Below are 18,061 nucleotides of genomic sequence, written 5' to 3'. Positions count from 1 at the left end.
GTTTGTAGTATAAAATAATAACTATGAAAAAAATAGCCCTTCTTTTGAATATTATTGTCATGATTCTTTTAGTATCATGCAAGCAACAAGGTGATGTGGAAAATAATGATAGCGTAGATAGTGAACCAGTTATTAAACGTCAAGAGCCTAAAAATGTATCTTATCGAATTGAAAAGACCAAACAATGGCTAGCCGAAAATGCTACCAATTCTAAAGCACTAAAAATAGCATACGCAGTAAATCGTACCGATGCGACTAATTTAAAGAAGATGGATTCGATTATCGTTCCTGAGGATGTAAGCGGAGATGTAGAATTTTATCTTCCGTTTCCATTGACGGTTCCGTACTTAAAGGAGATAAAAAAGATCGTCTTTTTCTCGTATCCTACGCAAACATTTGCCGCTTATGAAAAAGGACAATTAGTATATTCAGGACCTACAAATATGGGGCGAGAGAAAGATCAAACGCCAAGAGGCTTGTCTTTTACAAACTGGAAAGCAGAGGAAACTACAAGCACATTTAATGATGAATGGGATTTACGTTGGAATTTTAACATCGAAAATAAACTAGGCGTAGGATGGCATCAGTATGAGTTGCCAGGATATCCCGCCTCTCATTCTTGCTTGAGAATGCAGGAGAACGATGCGAAATTTATGTACAAATGGGCTGATGAATGGGAACTAGCAGATTCAGAAACAGTTAAGGTAAAAGGAACTCCCGTGATTGTTTTTGGTGATTATGATTTTAGTGCGCCTAAACCATGGTTGCAGCTAGCCTCTAATCCAAAAGTTTTGGATATTTCAGAAAATGAAATTAAGGAACAGACGATGCCGTTCCTAAACGATATCCTAAAAGAACAGCAGAACAGACAGCAAGTTCAGACCGCTAAATTATAGGGATTAGGCTTTGTGTTTTTAACGAAGTTCGAGACTTAGTTTGTAGATCGTACTTTCTAAAGTATCTGTGTCTTTGTCCTCGCATAGTAGAAACTGAATTTGATTTTCGTTTTGAGAATATAAAGTTAGCCCTTCAAATTTATTTGTGGGGCTAATTTTTTTGGTAAAATCTATTTTCATGGATTCCAAGTCTATTCGGCCAATAATACTTCCTAAGACTTCGCCATCATCATAAGTAGAGATGGTGTTTTCGGCTGTAGCCAAGAAATAAATTTTGTTGTCAACCAGAATGGCATCGGTAAAACTAGTGCGAACTCCTTTTATTTTTGGGAGTTTGTAATCATTAGAGAGAAGGCTAAATTCTTCGTTTAATTTTTTGGCATGTAGTGTGAAAATAACATTTTTACTGCTGCTGCCATTTCCGCGATTAAAGAAATACCAGTTTTCACCATCATAAATTGCGCCTTCTAAATTAAAATCTTCAGGATTGATATAGCCAAAACTCTGCATTACCGCATATAAATCAACCAGATTGTTAGTCGTTGATTTTTTTCTTGTATTTAAATCGAATTCGATCATCGCATTTCTTTTTGCGGTGGAGCCCGAGCCAAAAACATAGAGCGTATCTCCAAAATGAGTTAGCGATTCAAAGTCGGGTTTGTCCTTTTTAGGGATGTTTTGACTTGGATTTTCTAAAAGTGGATATTTTTTAAGATTGGAATCTACAATGTTGTATTCATATAGAAAGCCACTGTTATCTCCTATTAAATAGAGAAAATTACCTTGGAAGAAAAGCCCAGATGCAGAACCAAGACCGATAATCGTTGTAAATAATTCTAATGTAATTTTTTTCATAGTTTGATGTTGAAAACGTAAAGCCTGGATTGTAGTCTCGTCCTAAAGGCGAGACTGGAAAAAGCTCTAAAAAATCATTAAGAAAAATCCTGATTTTTTGTTATATTTGAGAAAGTAAAGATAAAAAAATCCCTATGAAATCAATTAATCCTGAAGATTTTAAAGTAGTTAATAAGATAGAATTGTCAAAACTTCCAACAAACTTAGATATTGGAGCAAGCGATGATAAAAAAGAGGATAAATTAGATAATGTCCGTGAGAAATTAAGTGATTTGCAGGATACCATGTATGCCCACAATCGATATGGGGTTTTAATTTGTCTGCAAGGAATGGATACTTCGGGTAAAGACAGTTTGATTCGGGAAGTTTTTAAAGAGTTTAATTCAAGAGGAGTTGTGGTTCATAGTTTTAAAACACCCAATTCCACCGAGCTGGAGCACAATTATTTGTGGCGTCATTATTTGGCTTTGCCAGAGAAAGGTAAATTTGCCGTTTTCAATAGAACACATTATGAGAATGTATTAGTTACAAGGGTACATCCTGAATATATTCTCAATGAAAACTTACCGGGGATTGAAGAGGTCTCATCGATTACTGAAACTTTTTGGGAAAATAGAATGGAGCAAATCAAGAATTTTGAAAAACACATAACTCAAAATGGAACGATCGTGATTAAATTCTTTTTACACATGAGTAAAGAGGAGCAAAGACAACGCTTATTGCGCCGTTTAGAGGAGAAAAAACACAACTGGAAATTCTCAGTTGGCGATTTAAAAGAAAGAGGACGTTGGGATGATTATATGCATTATTATGAAGAAGCAATAAATAATACTTCGACGGAGTATGCACCTTGGTATGTAATCCCTGCTGATGATAAAGAGATGTGTCGTTATATTGTGGCTAAAATTATTTGGGAAGAAATGCAGAAGTATACTGATATTCAGGAACCTAAAATGGAAGATAAACTGCAGGAAAATATAGAAATGTACAAAGAAATTTTGGCGAAAGAATAAAAAAAATGCTCTGGATTCCAGAGCATTTTTCGTAACTAATTCTAAATGTTACTATAGTTGGAAACCATAAGCTAAACGCACAGCCGCTTGTCCAACACCTTTTCCAGTTGTTCCGTCATTGTTCACTTTTGCAAAATCAGAATAGTGCTCGTAACGTAATGAAATATCAACATATTTTGTAGCATATCCAATACTTGGAGCTAATAACAAAGAAGTTTTGTTGTAACCGTTTGTTACTGCAAAAGCAGCACCTGCTTCTCCCATTAAATAAAATTGATCATTCCATACGAAAGCTTTAAAACCTGCTTTTGCTGGAATAAAACCTAAATCGCTTCCATCAGCTTCACTTACAAATAAGTTAGTAAAACCTGTTGTTAAAGTAAGCGAATATCTTTTAGTCAAATCATATTGTAATCTTGCATCTGCTCCTAAAGCTAATTTGTATGGATCGTTTACTGCGTATCCTGCGTTTAAACCTACACCTAAACGGAATCCTTGATCGTAATTTGTTGCTGGAGTGTCTTGTGCAGATGTTGTATTTGAGAAAAAAGTAGCAATTGCTAATACAAGTAGTGTTTTAATTTTTGTTGTCGTTTTCATAAATTGGGTTTTAATATTAATGTTTTTAACGCCATCAGTGTAATTGTTGTTGTTTTGATGACCGGTGCAAATGTATATTGATGCTCCCCTTGAAAAGTTATAGAATTATTTGATTTCCTTATATAATTCGGGCATTTTGGAAAATTTTATAAAATAAGAAAGCTTATTAGTTGAATAAAACAGGCACAATCGAAAGCTTCTAATTATCTTTGCCGTTAAAAAAAAAATAAAGTGAATTTTTCGAAATATACTCAGGAGTTTTCTTATAATCTAAGATTAGCTTATCCAATCATTTTAGGAATGCTTGGTCATACAATTGTTGGAATCGTAGATAATATTATGGTAGGGAAACTAGGACCAACAGAATTGGCAGCGGTTTCTTTAGGGAATAGTTTTGTTTTTATAGCCATGTCCTTAGGGATTGGTTTTTCTACGGCCATAACTCCACTGGCTGCAGAGGCTGATGGAAAGAACAATATTGAAGAGGGAAGAAGTGTATTGCATCACGGGCTATTTTTGTGCACGATTTTAGGGATGACCTTATTTTTGATAATATTCTTTTTTAAACCTTTAATCGCATTCATGGGGCAACCAGAAATTGTGGTGGAAATGGCAAAACCATATCTCGATATCGTTGCATTCTCACTTGTTCCACTTATTATTTTTCAGGGTTACAAGCAATTTGCTGATGGGAAGTCAGAAACTAAATATTCTATGTGGGCTACTATCATGGGGAATATTATTAATGTAGTTATAAATTATTTCTTAATTTATGGGATTTGGTTTTTTCCAAAAATGGGAATTGTGGGTGCTGCAATCGGTACTATTGTTTCTCGTATTGCGATGGTGTTTTTTATGCATTACATCATGATTAAAAATCCAAAATTCCACGCCTATTTTGAAAATTTCAGTTTGAAAGAAATCAAGAAAAAAATGCTTAACAAGATTATCAACTTAGGATTACCTTCGGCGATGCAAATGTTTTTTGAGGTAGCTTTGTTTACTGGGGCAATCTGGCTTTCTGGAGTTTTAGGAACTACCAGCCAGGCTGCAAATCAAATTGCGCTGAGTTTAGCTTCTTTAACTTTTATGTTTGCAATGGGTTTGAGTGTGGCCGTAACAATTAGGGTTGGAAACCAGAAAGGATTGATGGATTATGTGAAGATGCAACTTGTGGCGCGATCCATATTTTTATTAGCCATCCTTCTAGAAACGGTATTTGCTATTATTTTTATAGTTTTTCACAAATATCTACCGCAAATATTTGTTGATGTCAACGATATAAAACATGTAGTTGAGACAAAAGAAGTTGTTTTAATAGCTTCCCAACTGCTATTTGTGGCAGCATTTTTTCAAATTTCTGACGGAATTCAAGTGGTCGTTCTAGGTGCTTTAAGAGGATTACAGGATGTGAAAGTGCCAATGTATATTACATTTGTCGCTTATTGGGTTGTAGGTTTTCCAATATCAATTTATCTAGGATTGTATACTGATTTGAAGGCTATTGGAATTTGGATAGGATTACTGGTAGGATTATCTTTTGCCGCATTATTTTTGTATATTCGCTTTTCTCGATTAACAAAAAAGTTAATTTTAGAGAAATCTATGCAATAATGTTATCCTAACATTATTATCACTTCTAATCCGTTTGTTGTTCTTAATTTGGCAATAAGCATCCTAATTTAAAATACATGATAGTACTTATTATTCTGGGCATAATCTTAGTGGTTATGAGTTTTACTTTGAAAACAGATCATAACCCACTTTCAAAATTTTCAGGTTTATTTAAAATTATCGGGATTTTATTAATTGTAGGAGGGATATTCTCCGCTGCATTTAAGCAAATTGATGCTGGTACGGTGGGTGTAAAATCCTTATACGGAAATGTGGAGCCGGGTATTCTCGAAAGTGGTCTTAATGTTATTAATCCGCTTTTGGATGTAACCATTTTTGATATTCGAACTCAAAACTACACCATGTCTTCCTCGAAGTCTGAAGGAGATATAGAAGGAGATGATGCAATTAGAGTATTGTCAAATGACGGGCTTGAAGTAATCATTGATTTAACGGTTTTATATCGTGTATCGGCTGAAGATGCTCCAACTATTTTTAAAGAAATCGGGGTGAGTTATAAAGATAAAATTGTGCGACCAGTTACTAGTACGCGCATTCGCGATAACGCAGTTTATTATGATGCCGTAGCTTTATATTCTACTAAAAGAGTGGAGTTTCAAAATCGTATTTTTAAAACTATTGAAGCTGATTTTAAATTAAGAGGTTTGATTTTAGAGCAATTATTAATTCGAAACATCAATCTTCCAGCCTCAGTAAAAGCATCCATAGAAAGTAAAATTAATGCAGAACAAGATGCGCAAAAAATGACTTTCGTGCTTCAAAAGGAGAAACAAGAAGCAGAACGTAAAAGAGTGGAGGCACAAGGTATTGCTGATTATCAAAGAATTATTGGTATTGGTTTATCAGCAAAACAATTGCAATATGAATCCATAAAAGCACAAAAAGAACTAGCGGCATCACCTAACACAAAAATTATTTTTATGGATGCTAAAGGAAGTTCTTCAATCATTCTTTCTGATAAATAGATTATATTTGCGACCACGGTTATTGATTTAATCGTGGCAATAGATTTAGCAATTAATGAATTAACATTTATAAATGGAATTACCAAAATTTTTACTAGGCGATAATACTGATTTTCAAGAAGATATTTTTATCATTCACTTAGATTATCCAAGATTCATCATCAACCTTAAAGACGATGAGGTTGAATTTATTGAAGAAGCTGAAGATCTTGATGAAGGGGAATTGAATGCCGAAATGGAAGGCCTAATAGTTTTGGCTAACGAATTCTATGATAGAGAAATGGAACGTTACGAGAAAGAGTAAGCTTTTGTAATACATTTAAGTAAATCTAGGTGAGTTTTCAATTAGATTTATCCTTTAAAATACTTTTCTAACAATATTTGAGCGGCTGCAAATGGTGAAATTTCATCATTTTGCACCGCTTTTTTATTGGATTCCAATAAAGTTTGAATTTCGGAATTATTATAAAAATTTAGTTTCAGTTGTTCGTTGATGGTTTCTAGCATCCAATATTCGTTTTGCTCGGAACGTTTTACATTAAAATAATCGTTGCCATTTGTGAGTTCGATAAATTTAGAAATCGTTTCCCAAACCTCAGGAATTCCATCTTGGGTTATGGCACTGCAAGTGGCAGTTGTGGGAATCCAACCTGATCTTTTTGCCGGAAATAAATGAAGCGCTCGGTTGAATTCTGTTTTCGCGAGTTTTGCTTTTCGAATATTATCACCGTCTGCTTTATTGATGACAATCGCATCAGCCATTTCCATAATTCCCCGCTTGATACCTTGCAATTCATCACCGGCTCCGGCAATTTTTAATAACAAAAAGAAATCGACCATGCTGTGAACCGCAGTTTCACTCTGACCAACGCCTACTGTTTCTATTATGATGGTGTCAAATCCGCAAGCTTCACAAAGTGTAATTGTCTCCCGTGTTTTTCGGGCTACACCACCTAATGTGTCTCCTGAAGCAGAAGGACGTATGTAAGCGTTTTCGTCTTTGACTAATTCCTCCATCCGGGTTTTATCGCCTAGAATACTTCCGTGTGAAATCGTACTGCTTGGATCAACGGCCAGAACGGCGACTTTTTTTCCTAATCCAGTTAAATGTTTTCCAAAGGCTTCAATAAAGGTGCTTTTTCCAACACCGGGAACACCGGTTATTCCTATTCTAACTGATTTGTTTGCGTGAGGCAAACAGGCATTAATAACTTCATTGGCTTTGGCCAAATGATCAGGATTTGTGCTTTCGACCAGAGTAATGGCCCGACTTAAAGCAGTTATATTGCCCGATAAAATTCCCTGCACCAGCTCTTCTGAGGAAGGTTGAACTTTCCTGAATTTTTGAATATTTTTTACAACAGCCGCACTAAAAATTTCTGGTGGTGAAATTCCAGCTTTCTCGTTAAGGGCGGTATTTTTTATTTTTTCGTTTTCCAAAGCTTACAATCATTTTAGTAAAATTAGTACTTAAACATGAATTATTAGAATTTAATCCCCTTTTTAAAGAGAATAAATTGTCAAATCTCATCGAATTTGTAATGTGGTGAAATAGTTGATTGTAATTTTAAATTTTTAGAGCAGTACCAAGTGATACTAGTTAATTAGTCAATATATTTGTTGCATTATGATTAACTTTCTACTTATCTTTTTTTATCTAACTCTTGGAATTGCATTGCAACGAATTAAGAGATTCCCGACTAACACTTATAGGTTAATAAACAAGATTGTAATTTATTATTGTCTTCCGGCTTTGGCATTGTTTTACATCCCTAAAGTGCATTGGAATAATCAGTTGTTATATCCTATTGGAGTGGCATGGATTGGGTTTGCGTTGTCTTTTTTATTATTTCGATTTTTAGGAAATAAATACGGTTGGTCTAAGAAACTTACAGGCTGCTTGATCATAACAGCAGGTCTTGGGAATACTTCCTTTCTAGGCTTTCCCATTATTGAAGCGTTATATGGTCAAGAAGGGTTGAAAACAGCCATATTAGTAGATCAACCGGGAACTTTTGTGGTGCTTTCGACCTTTGGTGTTCTAGTAGCGACTTTGTATTCTAAGGGCGAAGCGAGTGGTTTTCAGATTGTGAAGAAAATAATGTTTTTTCCACCTTTTGTCACTTTTATTGTAGCCTGTGTGATGAACGTATTTGATTTTGATTTCCAGGAATGGATACAGTATGTTTTACAAAAAATAGGAAGCGGAGTTACCCCATTAGCATTAATTTCGGTAGGCTTGCAATTGCGTTTTGAAAGTAGAAGTCAGCATTGGCGGTTTTTAGGTCTCGGACTCTTCTATAAATTACTTTTGATGCCGCTTATAGTTTATTTATTATACGTTGTTATTTTAAATCAAAATTCTAAAATGATTGAAGTCGCCATCATGGAGTCAGCAATGGCACCAATGATAGCTGCGAGTATACTTGCTACTACAAATGGATTAAAACCTCGTTTAAGTAGCATGATGATTGGTTTTGGCATCCCTATTTCTTTCGTTACCTTAGCATTTTGGTATTTAGTGCTTCATTTTATCTAATTATTTATTATTTTTTTATTCCAATATGAATACGATTTCTAATTCTGATTTAAAATCAGACAATCCTGCTTTAGTTCAAAAAACAGTTTATTCTGTTCTGTTTTCTATTGCTATTGCTCATTTAATAAATGATTTATTGCAGTCTGTGATTCCGTCTGTCTACCCAATTCTTAAAGAAAATTTTGATTTAAGTTTTACCCAGATTGGATTAATTACTTTCGTTTACCAGCTGACAGCGTCAATACTTCAGCCGTTTATTGGGTTTTATACTGACAAAAAACCAAAGCCTTATTCTTTAACAATCGCTATGGTATTTACCATTTTTGGATTGGCTTTACTATCTTATTCAACACATTTTTGGATGATATTAGTCTCGGTTTCTCTCGTAGGTGTTGGTTCTTCCATTTTTCATCCCGAAGCATCTCGCGTTGCTTTCTTAGGCTCTGGAGGGCGAAGAGGTTTAGCACAATCCATCTTTCAGTTGGGCGGAAATAGCGGTAGCGCCATCGGACCATTATTGGTCGCTATACTTGTGGCTCCTTATGGTCAGTCGAATATCATTTGGTTTGTATTAGTGGGTGTTGTAGGGATGTTCCTTTTGTCTAAGATTGCCACTTGGTACAAGAATCATTTGAATTTAAGAGCTTCAAAGAAAATAGCTGATGAGGAAAACAGAGTTCCTTTTTCGAAGAAACAAATTAAAATTTCGATAGGAGTATTGTTGCTTTTAATCTTTTCGAAATTTTTCTACATGTCTAGTATGTCCAGCTACTTCACATTTTACTTGATGAAAAGATTTGGACTTAGCATTCAAGAGTCGCAATTTCATTTGTTTGTTTTCTTAGCTGCTGTTGCAGCGGGAACATTAATTGGCGGACCTTTAGGCGATCGTTTTGGAAGAAAGTACATCATTTGGGTTTCAATATTAGGAGCAGCGCCATTCACCTTGCTTTTGCCATATGCCAATTTGTTTTGGACCGGAATATTATCAGTTATCATCGGAGTTATTATTGCTTCGGCATTTTCAGCAATATTAGTCTATGCACAAGAATTGACGCCCGGTAAAGTGGGTATGATCTCTGGGTTATTTTTTGGTTTTGCTTTTGGAATGGGAGGTTTAGGTTCAGCTGTATTGGGCTATTTGGCTGATCAAACGAGTATAGAATATGTTTACAAAATCAGTTCTTTTCTGCCTTTGCTAGGTGTTTTTACCTATTTTTTACCCAATGTAAAAATGAAACGAAGCGGTAGCTAATTTTTATTTTGAATTTGCTCGTCGAGGGATTTTTTTTTAACTAACTTAGGTGAAATAAAAAGATAGTAAACATGGCAACATTACGATTAGGAGATATTGCTCCAGATTTTAAGGCGGAAACAACAATGGGGAATGTGAGTTTTCATGAATGGCTTGGAGATTCCTGGGGTGTGTTATTTTCGCATCCTGCTGATTTTACTCCCGTTTGCACCACCGAATTAGGTACTGTAGCTAATTATTTCCCTGAATTTGAAAAAAGAAATACAAAAGTAATTGCATTGAGTGTGGATGGACTTGAGTCGCACTTGAAATGGATTAAAGATATTGAGGAAACTCAAAATGTTACTATGCAGTACCCAATTATTGCAGACGAAGATAAGACCGTTGCAAATCTTTATGATATGATTCATCCCAATGCAAGCGAAACTTTCACTGTTCGTTCTGTTTTTATTATTGGACCTGACAAGAAAGTAAAATTAACGCTCACTTACCCCGCATCTACAGGTAGGAACTTTGATGAGTTGTTGCGTGTTATTGACAGTTTGCAATTAACAGCTAATTATAGTGTAGCAACTCCAGCAAACTGGAAAGATGGTGATGCAGTTGTGATTTCGACCTCAGTTGCAGACCATGATATTCCAGCGAAGTTTCCAAAAGGATATCAGCAAATAAAAACTTATTTGAGAATGACTCCGCAGCCTAATAAATAAAAGTGTAAGTATTTTAATATTCGAAAAGTATAATGAAAATTATTTTATTATACTTTTTTTTATGCTCATAAAGAGTGTGACGGGAAGAATACTTTTTTTTCTATTGGTAATCAACAAACCAAAAACGATGATGCCCATACTTATGATTTGGCTCAGAATAATATTCTGATTCAGAAAAAAATAGGCTAATATTCCACTAAATACTGGTATTAAATAATAGATTACTGCTGTTTTTTGAGTGCCAATTAATGTAATAGCCTCATTCCATAAATAATAAGAAACCAGTGATGCGAAGATACCAACGTATGTTGTGGCAAAGATAGTTGTGGAGTCAAAAACAACCTTTTGATAATAAATGTGTTCCCAAAGATAAAATGGAAAAAGGAAAAGTGTTCCTAAAGTAAAAACAGTGAAGAGAAAGACTTTGGGCGATAATTCCTTTGGTTTCATTCGAACTAAAATGGTATAACTCGCAAAGAAAATACAAGCAAACAACATTAGTAAATCACCAAATGCAAACTGTATTTGAAACAAAGATTGTAAAGAACCCTTTGTAATTAGTATTAAAACACCCAATATGATTGTTGCGATTCCAATGATTTTTGTAGTGCTTACCTTTTCTTTAAAAGCAATTCGAGATAGCGCCACAATAAACAAAGGAATCGAGATAGCAATTAAAGATAAGTTAACAGCAGAAGTTGTTCTTCCCGAAAAATAAATTAAAGTGTTGAAGATGGTGATTCCAAGAACTGCTGTGATAGCAAGAAAACGAATGTTCTTCCTTATTAGATCTCGACTTTTGATAGTGCTCTTCAGTGCGAAAGGAGCTAAAAATATAGAAGCAATTGCCCATCTCCAAAAAGCTAATCCTACGGGAGGAATATGGCCTTTTATTCCGCTGGCAATTACAAAATTCACTGACCAAAGTAGGGTAGCGCATAAGGCGAATAAAACGCCTTTTGTCTGGTTATTCATATTCTCTAATTCTAAATAAATGGTTTTAAACGAGCTTGTTTATTTTGGCATGCTGCAGCAATATTATTGATTTAGCATCTTTAATTTCGCCAGATGCAATCATTGCGTAGGCATCGTCATAAGACATTTCTATAACCTCAATATTTTCCTGTTCCTGTTCGACACCGCCGCCATCACTTACCTTCATAGATTCGTCATATTCACCAACGAATAAGTGCAGAATTTCGGTTACGGCACCAGGAGACATATAGGACTCCATTACTTTTTCGACTTTTGTAATGCGATATCCTGTTTCTTCCTCTGTTTCTCTAATTACACATTGCTCTGGATTATCTTGATCCAGAAGTCCAGCGCAAACCTCAATCATCATTCCTGATTTATTACCATTTAAATAGGTTGGTAAACGAAATTGTCTCGTAAGAATTACTGTTTTTTGTTTCGAATTATAAAGTAAAATAGCCGCTCCATTTCCGCGATCATAGACTTCTCTTTTTTGAGTAATCCAGCTGTTGTCGTTTTTTTGATAGTCGAAAGTGACTTTGTTTAATAGGTACCAATTATCAGAAAGTAAATCGGTTTGTTTTATTTTTATTTGCGGATCGTGCATTAGGATGATTTTTATAGGCTTTTGAAATAAATATTTTTACAATTAAAAAACGCTCTGAAATTTCAGAGCGTTTTTTAATCTTATTTAGTAATTGTTTGTTTTCTATCTGGCCCTACAGAGACAATTTTGATAGGAACTTCAACTTCTTTTTCAATAAAGTCAATGTATTCTTTTAGTTCAACAGGTAATTCATCATATGTTGTCATACCAGTTAAATCTGCTTTCCACCCTTTGAATTCTTTGTAAACTGGAGTTACATTTTCTGGTTCAATGTTGTAAGGGAAGTGAGCGATGTTTTTACCTTTATAAGTGTACTCAGTACAAACTTTTAAAGTTTCAAATCCTGAAAGTACATCCCCTTTCATCATCATTAACTGTGTAACACCGTTTACTTGAATAGCATATTTAAGAGCTACTAAGTCTAACCATCCACAACGTCTTTGTCTTCCTGTAACAGATCCAAATTCGTTTCCTACGCGAGCCATTGTAGTACCATCTTCATCAAAAAGTTCAGTAGGGAATGGTCCGCTACCTACACGTGTAACGTAAGCTTTGAAAATTCCATAAACCTCTTTGATTTTGTTAGGAGCAATTCCTAAACCTGTACAAGCTCCTGCAGCAGTAGTGTTAGAAGAAGTTACAAATGGATATGTACCAAAATCTACATCTAGTAATGAACCTTGAGCTCCTTCGCATAATATTGATTTCCCTGCTTTTTGAGCTTGGTGTAAATACTCTTCACTATCAATAAAATCAAGTTTTTTCAAATCTTCGATAGATTCAAAAAATTCTTTTTCAAGTTCTGCTAGGTTGTATTGAATGTTTACATCATAAAATGCAATCATCGCTTCATGCTTGTCAGCAAGTGCTCTGTATCTTTCTTTGAAATCTTCTAGTTCGATATCTCCAACACGGATTCCGTTTCTACCCGTTTTGTCCATGTAAGTTGGTCCAATTCCTTTAAGAGTAGAACCAATTTTAGCTTTCCCTTTTGAAGCTTCAGAAGCTGCATCTAGTAAACGGTGTGTTGGTAAAATTAAATGTGCTTTTCTTGAAATGATTAATTTCGATTTAATATCTAAATTAAATTTAGCTAAACCGTCAACTTCACTTTTAAAAACAACTGGGTCGATTACAACGCCATTTCCAATAATATTAATGTTATTGTCGTGAAAAATCCCGGAAGGAATTGTTCTAAGGACATGTTTTATTCCGTCAAATTCTAATGTATGTCCAGCATTTGGGCCACCTTGAAAACGAGCAATAATATCGTATTTTGAAGTAAGAACATCTACGATCTTCCCTTTTCCTTCATCTCCCCATTGTAATCCTAGTAATAAATCTACGGTCATTCTGTTTATTATTTGCAGTTAATTATTTATTATCTGAACCTCTTTCAAGCGGTTCGTATTTTATTCTATTTCTGTTTCTGATACTGGTTTTTTCTTAACTCCATATAAATACAAGGAGTGATTTGTAATTTCAATATCAAATATTTCTTCAATTGTTTTTTTGATTGTTTGTATTCTTGGATCGCAAAACTCAATCACCTCTCCAGTATCAGTCATGATAATATGATCATGTTGTTTGTCGAAGTATGATTTTTCATAGTGCGCTTGATTTTGACCAAACTGATGTTTGCGTACCAATGCACAGTCTAATAATAACTCGATTGTATTGTACAAGGTAGCTCTACTGACACGGTAGTTTTTGTTTTTCATTTTGATATACAGATTCTCGATATCAAAATGTTCTTCACTTTCATAAATTTCTTGAAGGATGGAATAACGTTCAGGAGTTTTTCGGTGCCCTTTTTTTTCAAGATACATTGTAAAAACATTTTTTACAATTTCTTGGTTTTTATTGTTATCTGTGGAAATGAGTGTCATATCTGGCAAAGGTAAATCATTTATTCTAATAGTTCTCAACTTTAAGAATTTATAAGGACACAATTTGTGATTTTTGAAACAAAAATGACGCAATTATAGCGATCTTTAATAGCTTGTGAAGGTTCAAAATTACAGTGTTATTATAATATTTTTATTTTTTATAAACTCGTGTTACTTTATCGATTCCGTCAATTTTTTTAATATTGTCAATCAGTTTATTTAGTAAAGTACTGTTCTTAACCACTACTATTAATTGACCTTTAAATAGTCCGGCATCACCACTTAAAGATATGCTCTGAATGTTTACCTGCATATTGCTCGAAATTACTTTCGTCAAATTATTCGTCAGTCCTAAAGTATCCATTCCGGTGATATTAATGATTGCTTTAAACTCTTGCTGAGATGAATCAATCCATTTGGCCTGCATAATGCGATACGCATAGTTGGATTGCATTGCAATGGCATTTGGACAATCTTTTTTATGGACTTTTATACCTTCGTTAATGGTAACAAATCCAAACACCGTGTCTCCCGGAATAGGATTACAGCAAGCAGAAAGTTTATAGTCTAATTTATCTTGTTCTTTACCAAAAACAAGCATGTCATAATTATTGCTCAACACTTGTTTGTGAAGATCTGTATCAGCAGTCTGCGCGGAACGTTTTATTTTATTTTTAAAGAAATTGATTAAAGTATTGCTTTTTTGAGCAGCAAAATCTTTAAGTTGCTGGTTGTCAATAGAGCCTACACCAACTCTATAAAACAGATCCAAACTTGTTTTTAATTTGAAAAAATTAACCAATTCATTAATGACTGACTCGTTTAAAGTCACTTTTAGATGCTTTAGTTTACGAGTAAGTAATTCTTTTCCGTCCTCTGCAATTTTTTTAGTATTCTCATTTAAGACATTTCTAATTTTATTTTTTGCTCTGGAAGTAGTAACATAATCTAGCCAGTTAATGGTAGGTTTTTGATTTTGAGAGGTGATAATCTCTACCTGATCACCATTTCTTAATTCATAATTTAGAGGAACTAACTTTCCGTTCACCCTAGTTCCTCGAGTTTTAATTCCTATTTCAGAATGGATACTAAAGGCGAAATCTAGAGATGTAGCGCCTTTTGGTAAGGACTTGATGTCTCCTTTTGGTGTAAAAACATAGATTTCTTTTGAGTAGAGATTCATTTTAAAATCCTCAACAAAATCTACGGCACTAGTTTCTGAATTTTCAAGTGCTTCTTTAAGTAAGTTCAACCAAACATCTAAGCCACCTTCTTCGGTAGCGCCATTTTTATATTTGTAATGAGCAGCATATCCTTTTTCTGCAATCTCGTCCATGCGCTCGCTACGTACTTGTACTTCTACCCAACGGCCTTTTGGTCCCATTACTGTAATATGCAATGCCTCATATCCAGTAGATTTAGGAGAGGAAATCCAATCACGTAAACGGCTTGGACTAGGACGATAATGATCCGTTACAATGGAATAAATTTTCCAAGCTAGGAACTTTTCGTCGTGGGGATTTGATTTGTATACAATTCGAAGAGCAAACTTGTCATAGACTTCGTCAAAACTTACATTTTGAGCTAGCATTTTTCTTCGAATAGAATAGATCGATTTTGGACGACCTTTTATAACGCAATCAATATCTTCGGCAGCCAATGAAGTCTTTAGCACCTCCGTGATATCTTTTATATAGGCATCTTGCTGATCTTTAGTTTCTTTTATTCTGCTAATAATTCCATTAAAAACCTCTGGCTCTGTATATTTTAAACCTAAATCTTCTAGTTTATTTTTAATTTTGTACAAACCCAAGCGGTGGGCAAGTGGAGCATAAATGTATAATGTTTCTGATGCGATTTTGACTTGTTTATGGTTTTCCATGGACTCCATAGTCTGCATATTATGGAGTCTGTCAGCTATTTTTATCAAGATTACGCGCACGTCATCATTAAGCGTCAATAGCATTTTACGAAAATTCTCGGCTTGCATTGACACGTTCATGTCCTTTTGAACCAAGGAAATCTTAGTTAGACCTTCTACAATCTGTGCCACTTTTGGATTAAATATCCGTTCAATGTCTTTAACTGTCGTTGGAGTGTCTTCGACAACATCATGCAGTAAAGCGGCAGCAATTGAAGTCGCTCCCAAACCTATTTCTGAGGCAACTATTTTTGCTACAGCAATAGGATGAAATATATAGGCTTCCCCTGATTTTCTGCGTTGTTCTTTATGGGCTTCTACAGAAACATCAAAAGCCTTACGTATTAGCTTCTTGTCTTCGGTAGACAAGGTTTGGTAACTAATGCGTAATAGTTCTTTGTATTCCTGAGCAATTGCCTTGTTTTCCTTCTCTATATCTATTTCTGTCATAACGGCATGGTTCATTTTTTAAAAATAACTATAAGTTCGCAAATACGCAAGCGATAAATTAGGGTCTAGCGTTTAAAATTTTGACTCTTTAATAAAACCTTGTTTTTGATTGTATTTTAATAGTAGAAATTGCTATTTAAAACCCTCTTTGTCTTTTGGCTTCAAAAATTAATATAGCTGCAGCAACTGATACATTCATACTGTCGATTTCTCCTTGCATCGGAATTATAATGTTCTGAGTGGCGGCTTCACGCCATTCTTGGGTTAGACCCGTTGCTTCCGTGCCAACTATTAAAGCTGTTGGCTTGGTGTAATCTTGGGTATGATAGGACGTTGAGTTTTGCAAAGTCGCACAATAGAAATTGATGTTTTTCTCTTTTAGAAAAGTAATAATTTCTGCAGTTGTTCCAGTTGCAATTTGGTTAGTAAACAAACAGCCTACGCTGGAACGAACAATATTGGGATTGTATAAATCACTCTTGGGATTTGCAATAATTACGGCATCTAGATTTGCGGCGTCTGCGGTTCTCAACAAAGCACCAATATTTCCTGGTTTCTCTGGTGCTTCGGCAACAAGAATTAAGGGGTTGTTGGATAATTTTAAATCCGAAAGCTGTTGTGATTTTGTTTTGGCTATAGCCAAAATTCCTTCAGTAGTATCTCTATAAGCTAACTTTTGAAAAACTTCTTTGTTGATTTCAATTAGTTCTGTATTTCTTGCTATTTTTTTTGCCTCAATTTCAGTACAAATTTCGGGATAAAACAAGATGGTTTCAATTTCATAACCTCCTTTTAATGCCAAGGAAATTTCGCGTTTTCCTTCGATTAAAAAAGTACCAGTTTGTTTGCGGTTTTTGGCTTTTTCTTGTAATAATACCAACGATTTTATGAATGGATTTTGAATTGAAGTGATTTGTTTCAAGAGATGCTAAAATTTAATTATTATATAGGAAACAAAGATACATAGAGAAAAGGCAGATTTTTAAATTTGAAACAGAATATTTGTCAATCTGAAAGGAGAATCTAGAGATATGTTGACGAGAACTACTTTACACGGGTAATTTTCTTTAATTTTGCGGCAATTGTTTGTCGGTAAAAACAGCGTAATTTCTTCAATTTAACTCATAAAAATCATGTTTCATTTATTAGATATCATTGGGACCATTGCTTTTGCCATGTCTGGAGCGTTGACTGCAATGAATAAAAAGCTTGATCTTTTTGGCGTATTTATCATCGCCTTCGTAACTGCTGTAGGCGGAGGAACCTTGCGTGATGTTATGATTGGAAGAACACCTGTGGGCTGGATGCTAGATTTAGAGTACGTTTATGTGATCTGTTTTGCCTTTGTTTTAACATTAGTATTTAGAAAAAAATTCGAGAAACTGCGAACGTCACTTTTTCTATTTGACACCATTGGGCTAGGAGTTTTTACGTTAATTGGTCTCGAAAAAGGAATTAGTGTTGGTCTGCATCCTACTATTTGTATTGCTTTAGGAACTATGACTGCCTGTTTTGGAGGTGTGATCCGGGATATTTTATGTGCTGAAATTCCGGTGATTTTTAGAAAGGAAATTTATGCTACGATTTGTATCCTTGGCGGAATAGTTTTTTTCTTGCTGAAAAGCTTTCATTTAGATAATGACATTTTATATTTAATAACTTCATTAGTCATTATTTCAGTAAGACTGATGGCGGTAAAATTCAAATGGTATTTGCCTACTTTAGAAAAGAATTAAAAAATGATTACTTTC

General features: G+C 34.6%; 18 protein-coding genes. 9 read left to right on the top strand and 9 right to left on the bottom strand.

The window, feature by feature from the left end; translation table 11 throughout:
* Window positions 1-23 precede the first annotated feature (23 nt).
* Window positions 24-896, top strand: coding sequence for a L,D-transpeptidase (locus E0F98_RS00305; protein WP_132108089.1), 873 nt, complete (start codon window positions 24-26; stop codon window positions 894-896).
* A gap of 18 nt (window positions 897-914) precedes the next feature.
* Here E0F98_RS00305 and E0F98_RS00300 read toward each other — a convergent pair whose 3' ends face one another.
* On the bottom strand, window positions 915-1,751 hold the full coding sequence (locus E0F98_RS00300; RefSeq protein WP_132108087.1) for a DUF6929 family protein: 837 nt from the start codon (window positions 1,749-1,751) through the stop codon (window positions 915-917).
* A 134-nt stretch (window positions 1,752-1,885) separates the two neighbouring features.
* On the opposite strand from E0F98_RS00300, the gene E0F98_RS00295 reads away from it, so the two are divergent.
* Window positions 1,886-2,764, top strand: coding sequence for a PPK2 family polyphosphate kinase (locus E0F98_RS00295; protein ID WP_132108085.1), 879 nt, complete (start codon window positions 1,886-1,888; stop codon window positions 2,762-2,764).
* A 51-nt stretch (window positions 2,765-2,815) separates the two neighbouring features.
* Here the strand turns inward: E0F98_RS00295 and E0F98_RS00290 are convergent, their stop codons facing one another.
* Window positions 2,816-3,364: a hypothetical protein gene (locus E0F98_RS00290; RefSeq protein WP_132108083.1), complete on the bottom strand. Its 549-nt coding sequence runs from the start codon at window positions 3,362-3,364 to the stop codon at window positions 2,816-2,818.
* A 231-nt stretch (window positions 3,365-3,595) separates the two neighbouring features.
* Between E0F98_RS00290 and E0F98_RS00285 the strand changes: the two genes are divergently transcribed.
* The 3 genes from E0F98_RS00285 to E0F98_RS00275 all read left to right on the top strand — a co-directional run bounded on the left by E0F98_RS00285 (window position 3,596) and on the right by E0F98_RS00275 (window position 6,268).
* Window positions 3,596-4,978 carry an MATE family efflux transporter gene (locus E0F98_RS00285; protein WP_132108081.1) on the top strand — a complete coding sequence of 461 codons (1,383 nt, stop codon included), beginning with the start codon at window positions 3,596-3,598 and terminating at the stop codon, window positions 4,976-4,978.
* A gap of 77 nt (window positions 4,979-5,055) precedes the next feature.
* Window positions 5,056-5,964 carry a prohibitin family protein gene (locus tag E0F98_RS00280; protein WP_132108079.1) on the top strand — a complete coding sequence of 303 codons (909 nt, stop codon included), beginning with the start codon at window positions 5,056-5,058 and terminating at the stop codon, window positions 5,962-5,964.
* Window positions 5,965-6,037: 73 nt separating this feature from the next.
* Window positions 6,038-6,268 (top strand): hypothetical protein, encoded by a 231-nt coding sequence (locus tag E0F98_RS00275; protein ID WP_074721236.1) that lies wholly within the window; start codon window positions 6,038-6,040, stop codon window positions 6,266-6,268.
* A 47-nt stretch (window positions 6,269-6,315) separates the two neighbouring features.
* Here the strand turns inward: E0F98_RS00275 and meaB are convergent, their stop codons facing one another.
* Window positions 6,316-7,404 (bottom strand): methylmalonyl Co-A mutase-associated GTPase MeaB, encoded by a 1,089-nt coding sequence (meaB, locus tag E0F98_RS00270; protein ID WP_132108077.1) that lies wholly within the window; start codon window positions 7,402-7,404, stop codon window positions 6,316-6,318.
* Between the two features lie 187 nt (window positions 7,405-7,591).
* Here meaB and E0F98_RS00265 point away from each other — a divergent pair, with 187 nt between their 5' ends.
* From E0F98_RS00265 to E0F98_RS00255, 3 genes are all read left to right on the top strand, one after another.
* Window positions 7,592-8,503, top strand: coding sequence for an AEC family transporter (locus E0F98_RS00265; protein ID WP_132108075.1), 912 nt, complete (start codon window positions 7,592-7,594; stop codon window positions 8,501-8,503).
* Between the two features lie 25 nt (window positions 8,504-8,528).
* Window positions 8,529-9,758 carry an MFS transporter gene (locus E0F98_RS00260; protein WP_132108073.1) on the top strand — a complete coding sequence of 410 codons (1,230 nt, stop codon included), beginning with the start codon at window positions 8,529-8,531 and terminating at the stop codon, window positions 9,756-9,758.
* A gap of 71 nt (window positions 9,759-9,829) precedes the next feature.
* A complete protein-coding gene (locus tag E0F98_RS00255) occupies window positions 9,830-10,468 on the top strand; it encodes a peroxiredoxin (RefSeq protein WP_132108071.1) in 639 nt (212 codons plus the stop codon).
* Between the two features lie 39 nt (window positions 10,469-10,507).
* Here the strand turns inward: E0F98_RS00255 and E0F98_RS00250 are convergent, their stop codons facing one another.
* The 6 genes from E0F98_RS00250 to E0F98_RS00225 form a co-directional block, all read right to left on the bottom strand.
* Window positions 10,508-11,443 carry a DMT family transporter gene (locus tag E0F98_RS00250; RefSeq protein ID WP_132108069.1) on the bottom strand — a complete coding sequence of 312 codons (936 nt, stop codon included), beginning with the start codon at window positions 11,441-11,443 and terminating at the stop codon, window positions 10,508-10,510.
* 25 nt (window positions 11,444-11,468) lie between these two features.
* A complete protein-coding gene (nudK, locus tag E0F98_RS00245) occupies window positions 11,469-12,050 on the bottom strand; it encodes a GDP-mannose pyrophosphatase NudK (RefSeq protein WP_132108067.1) in 582 nt (193 codons plus the stop codon).
* 80 nt (window positions 12,051-12,130) lie between these two features.
* The gene (locus tag E0F98_RS00240; protein ID WP_132108065.1) at window positions 12,131-13,402 is read right to left on the bottom strand and encodes an adenylosuccinate synthase; all 1,272 of its coding nucleotides are present in this window, start codon (window positions 13,400-13,402) and stop codon (window positions 12,131-12,133) included.
* A gap of 60 nt (window positions 13,403-13,462) precedes the next feature.
* Window positions 13,463-13,939, bottom strand: coding sequence for a Fur family transcriptional regulator (locus E0F98_RS00235; RefSeq protein WP_132109315.1), 477 nt, complete (start codon window positions 13,937-13,939; stop codon window positions 13,463-13,465).
* A 151-nt stretch (window positions 13,940-14,090) separates the two neighbouring features.
* Window positions 14,091-16,310, bottom strand: coding sequence for a RelA/SpoT family protein (locus E0F98_RS00230; RefSeq protein ID WP_132109314.1), 2,220 nt, complete (start codon window positions 16,308-16,310; stop codon window positions 14,091-14,093).
* A gap of 136 nt (window positions 16,311-16,446) precedes the next feature.
* Complete coding sequence (locus E0F98_RS00225; protein WP_132108063.1) at window positions 16,447-17,232, bottom strand: TrmH family RNA methyltransferase; 786 nt, start codon at window positions 17,230-17,232, stop codon at window positions 16,447-16,449.
* Window positions 17,233-17,443: 211 nt separating this feature from the next.
* Here E0F98_RS00225 and E0F98_RS00220 point away from each other — a divergent pair, with 211 nt between their 5' ends.
* Window positions 17,444-18,046, top strand: a complete 603-nt coding sequence (locus E0F98_RS00220; RefSeq protein ID WP_132108061.1) for a trimeric intracellular cation channel family protein — start codon at window positions 17,444-17,446, stop codon at window positions 18,044-18,046.
* Window positions 18,047-18,061 lie beyond the last annotated feature (15 nt).

This window comes from Flavobacterium hiemivividum (genome assembly GCF_004349145.1).
Classification (GTDB): domain Bacteria; phylum Bacteroidota; class Bacteroidia; order Flavobacteriales; family Flavobacteriaceae; genus Flavobacterium; species Flavobacterium hiemivividum.
Note: the sequence above shows the minus strand (reverse complement) of the source record. Positions and strands in the feature narration are given on the sequence as shown.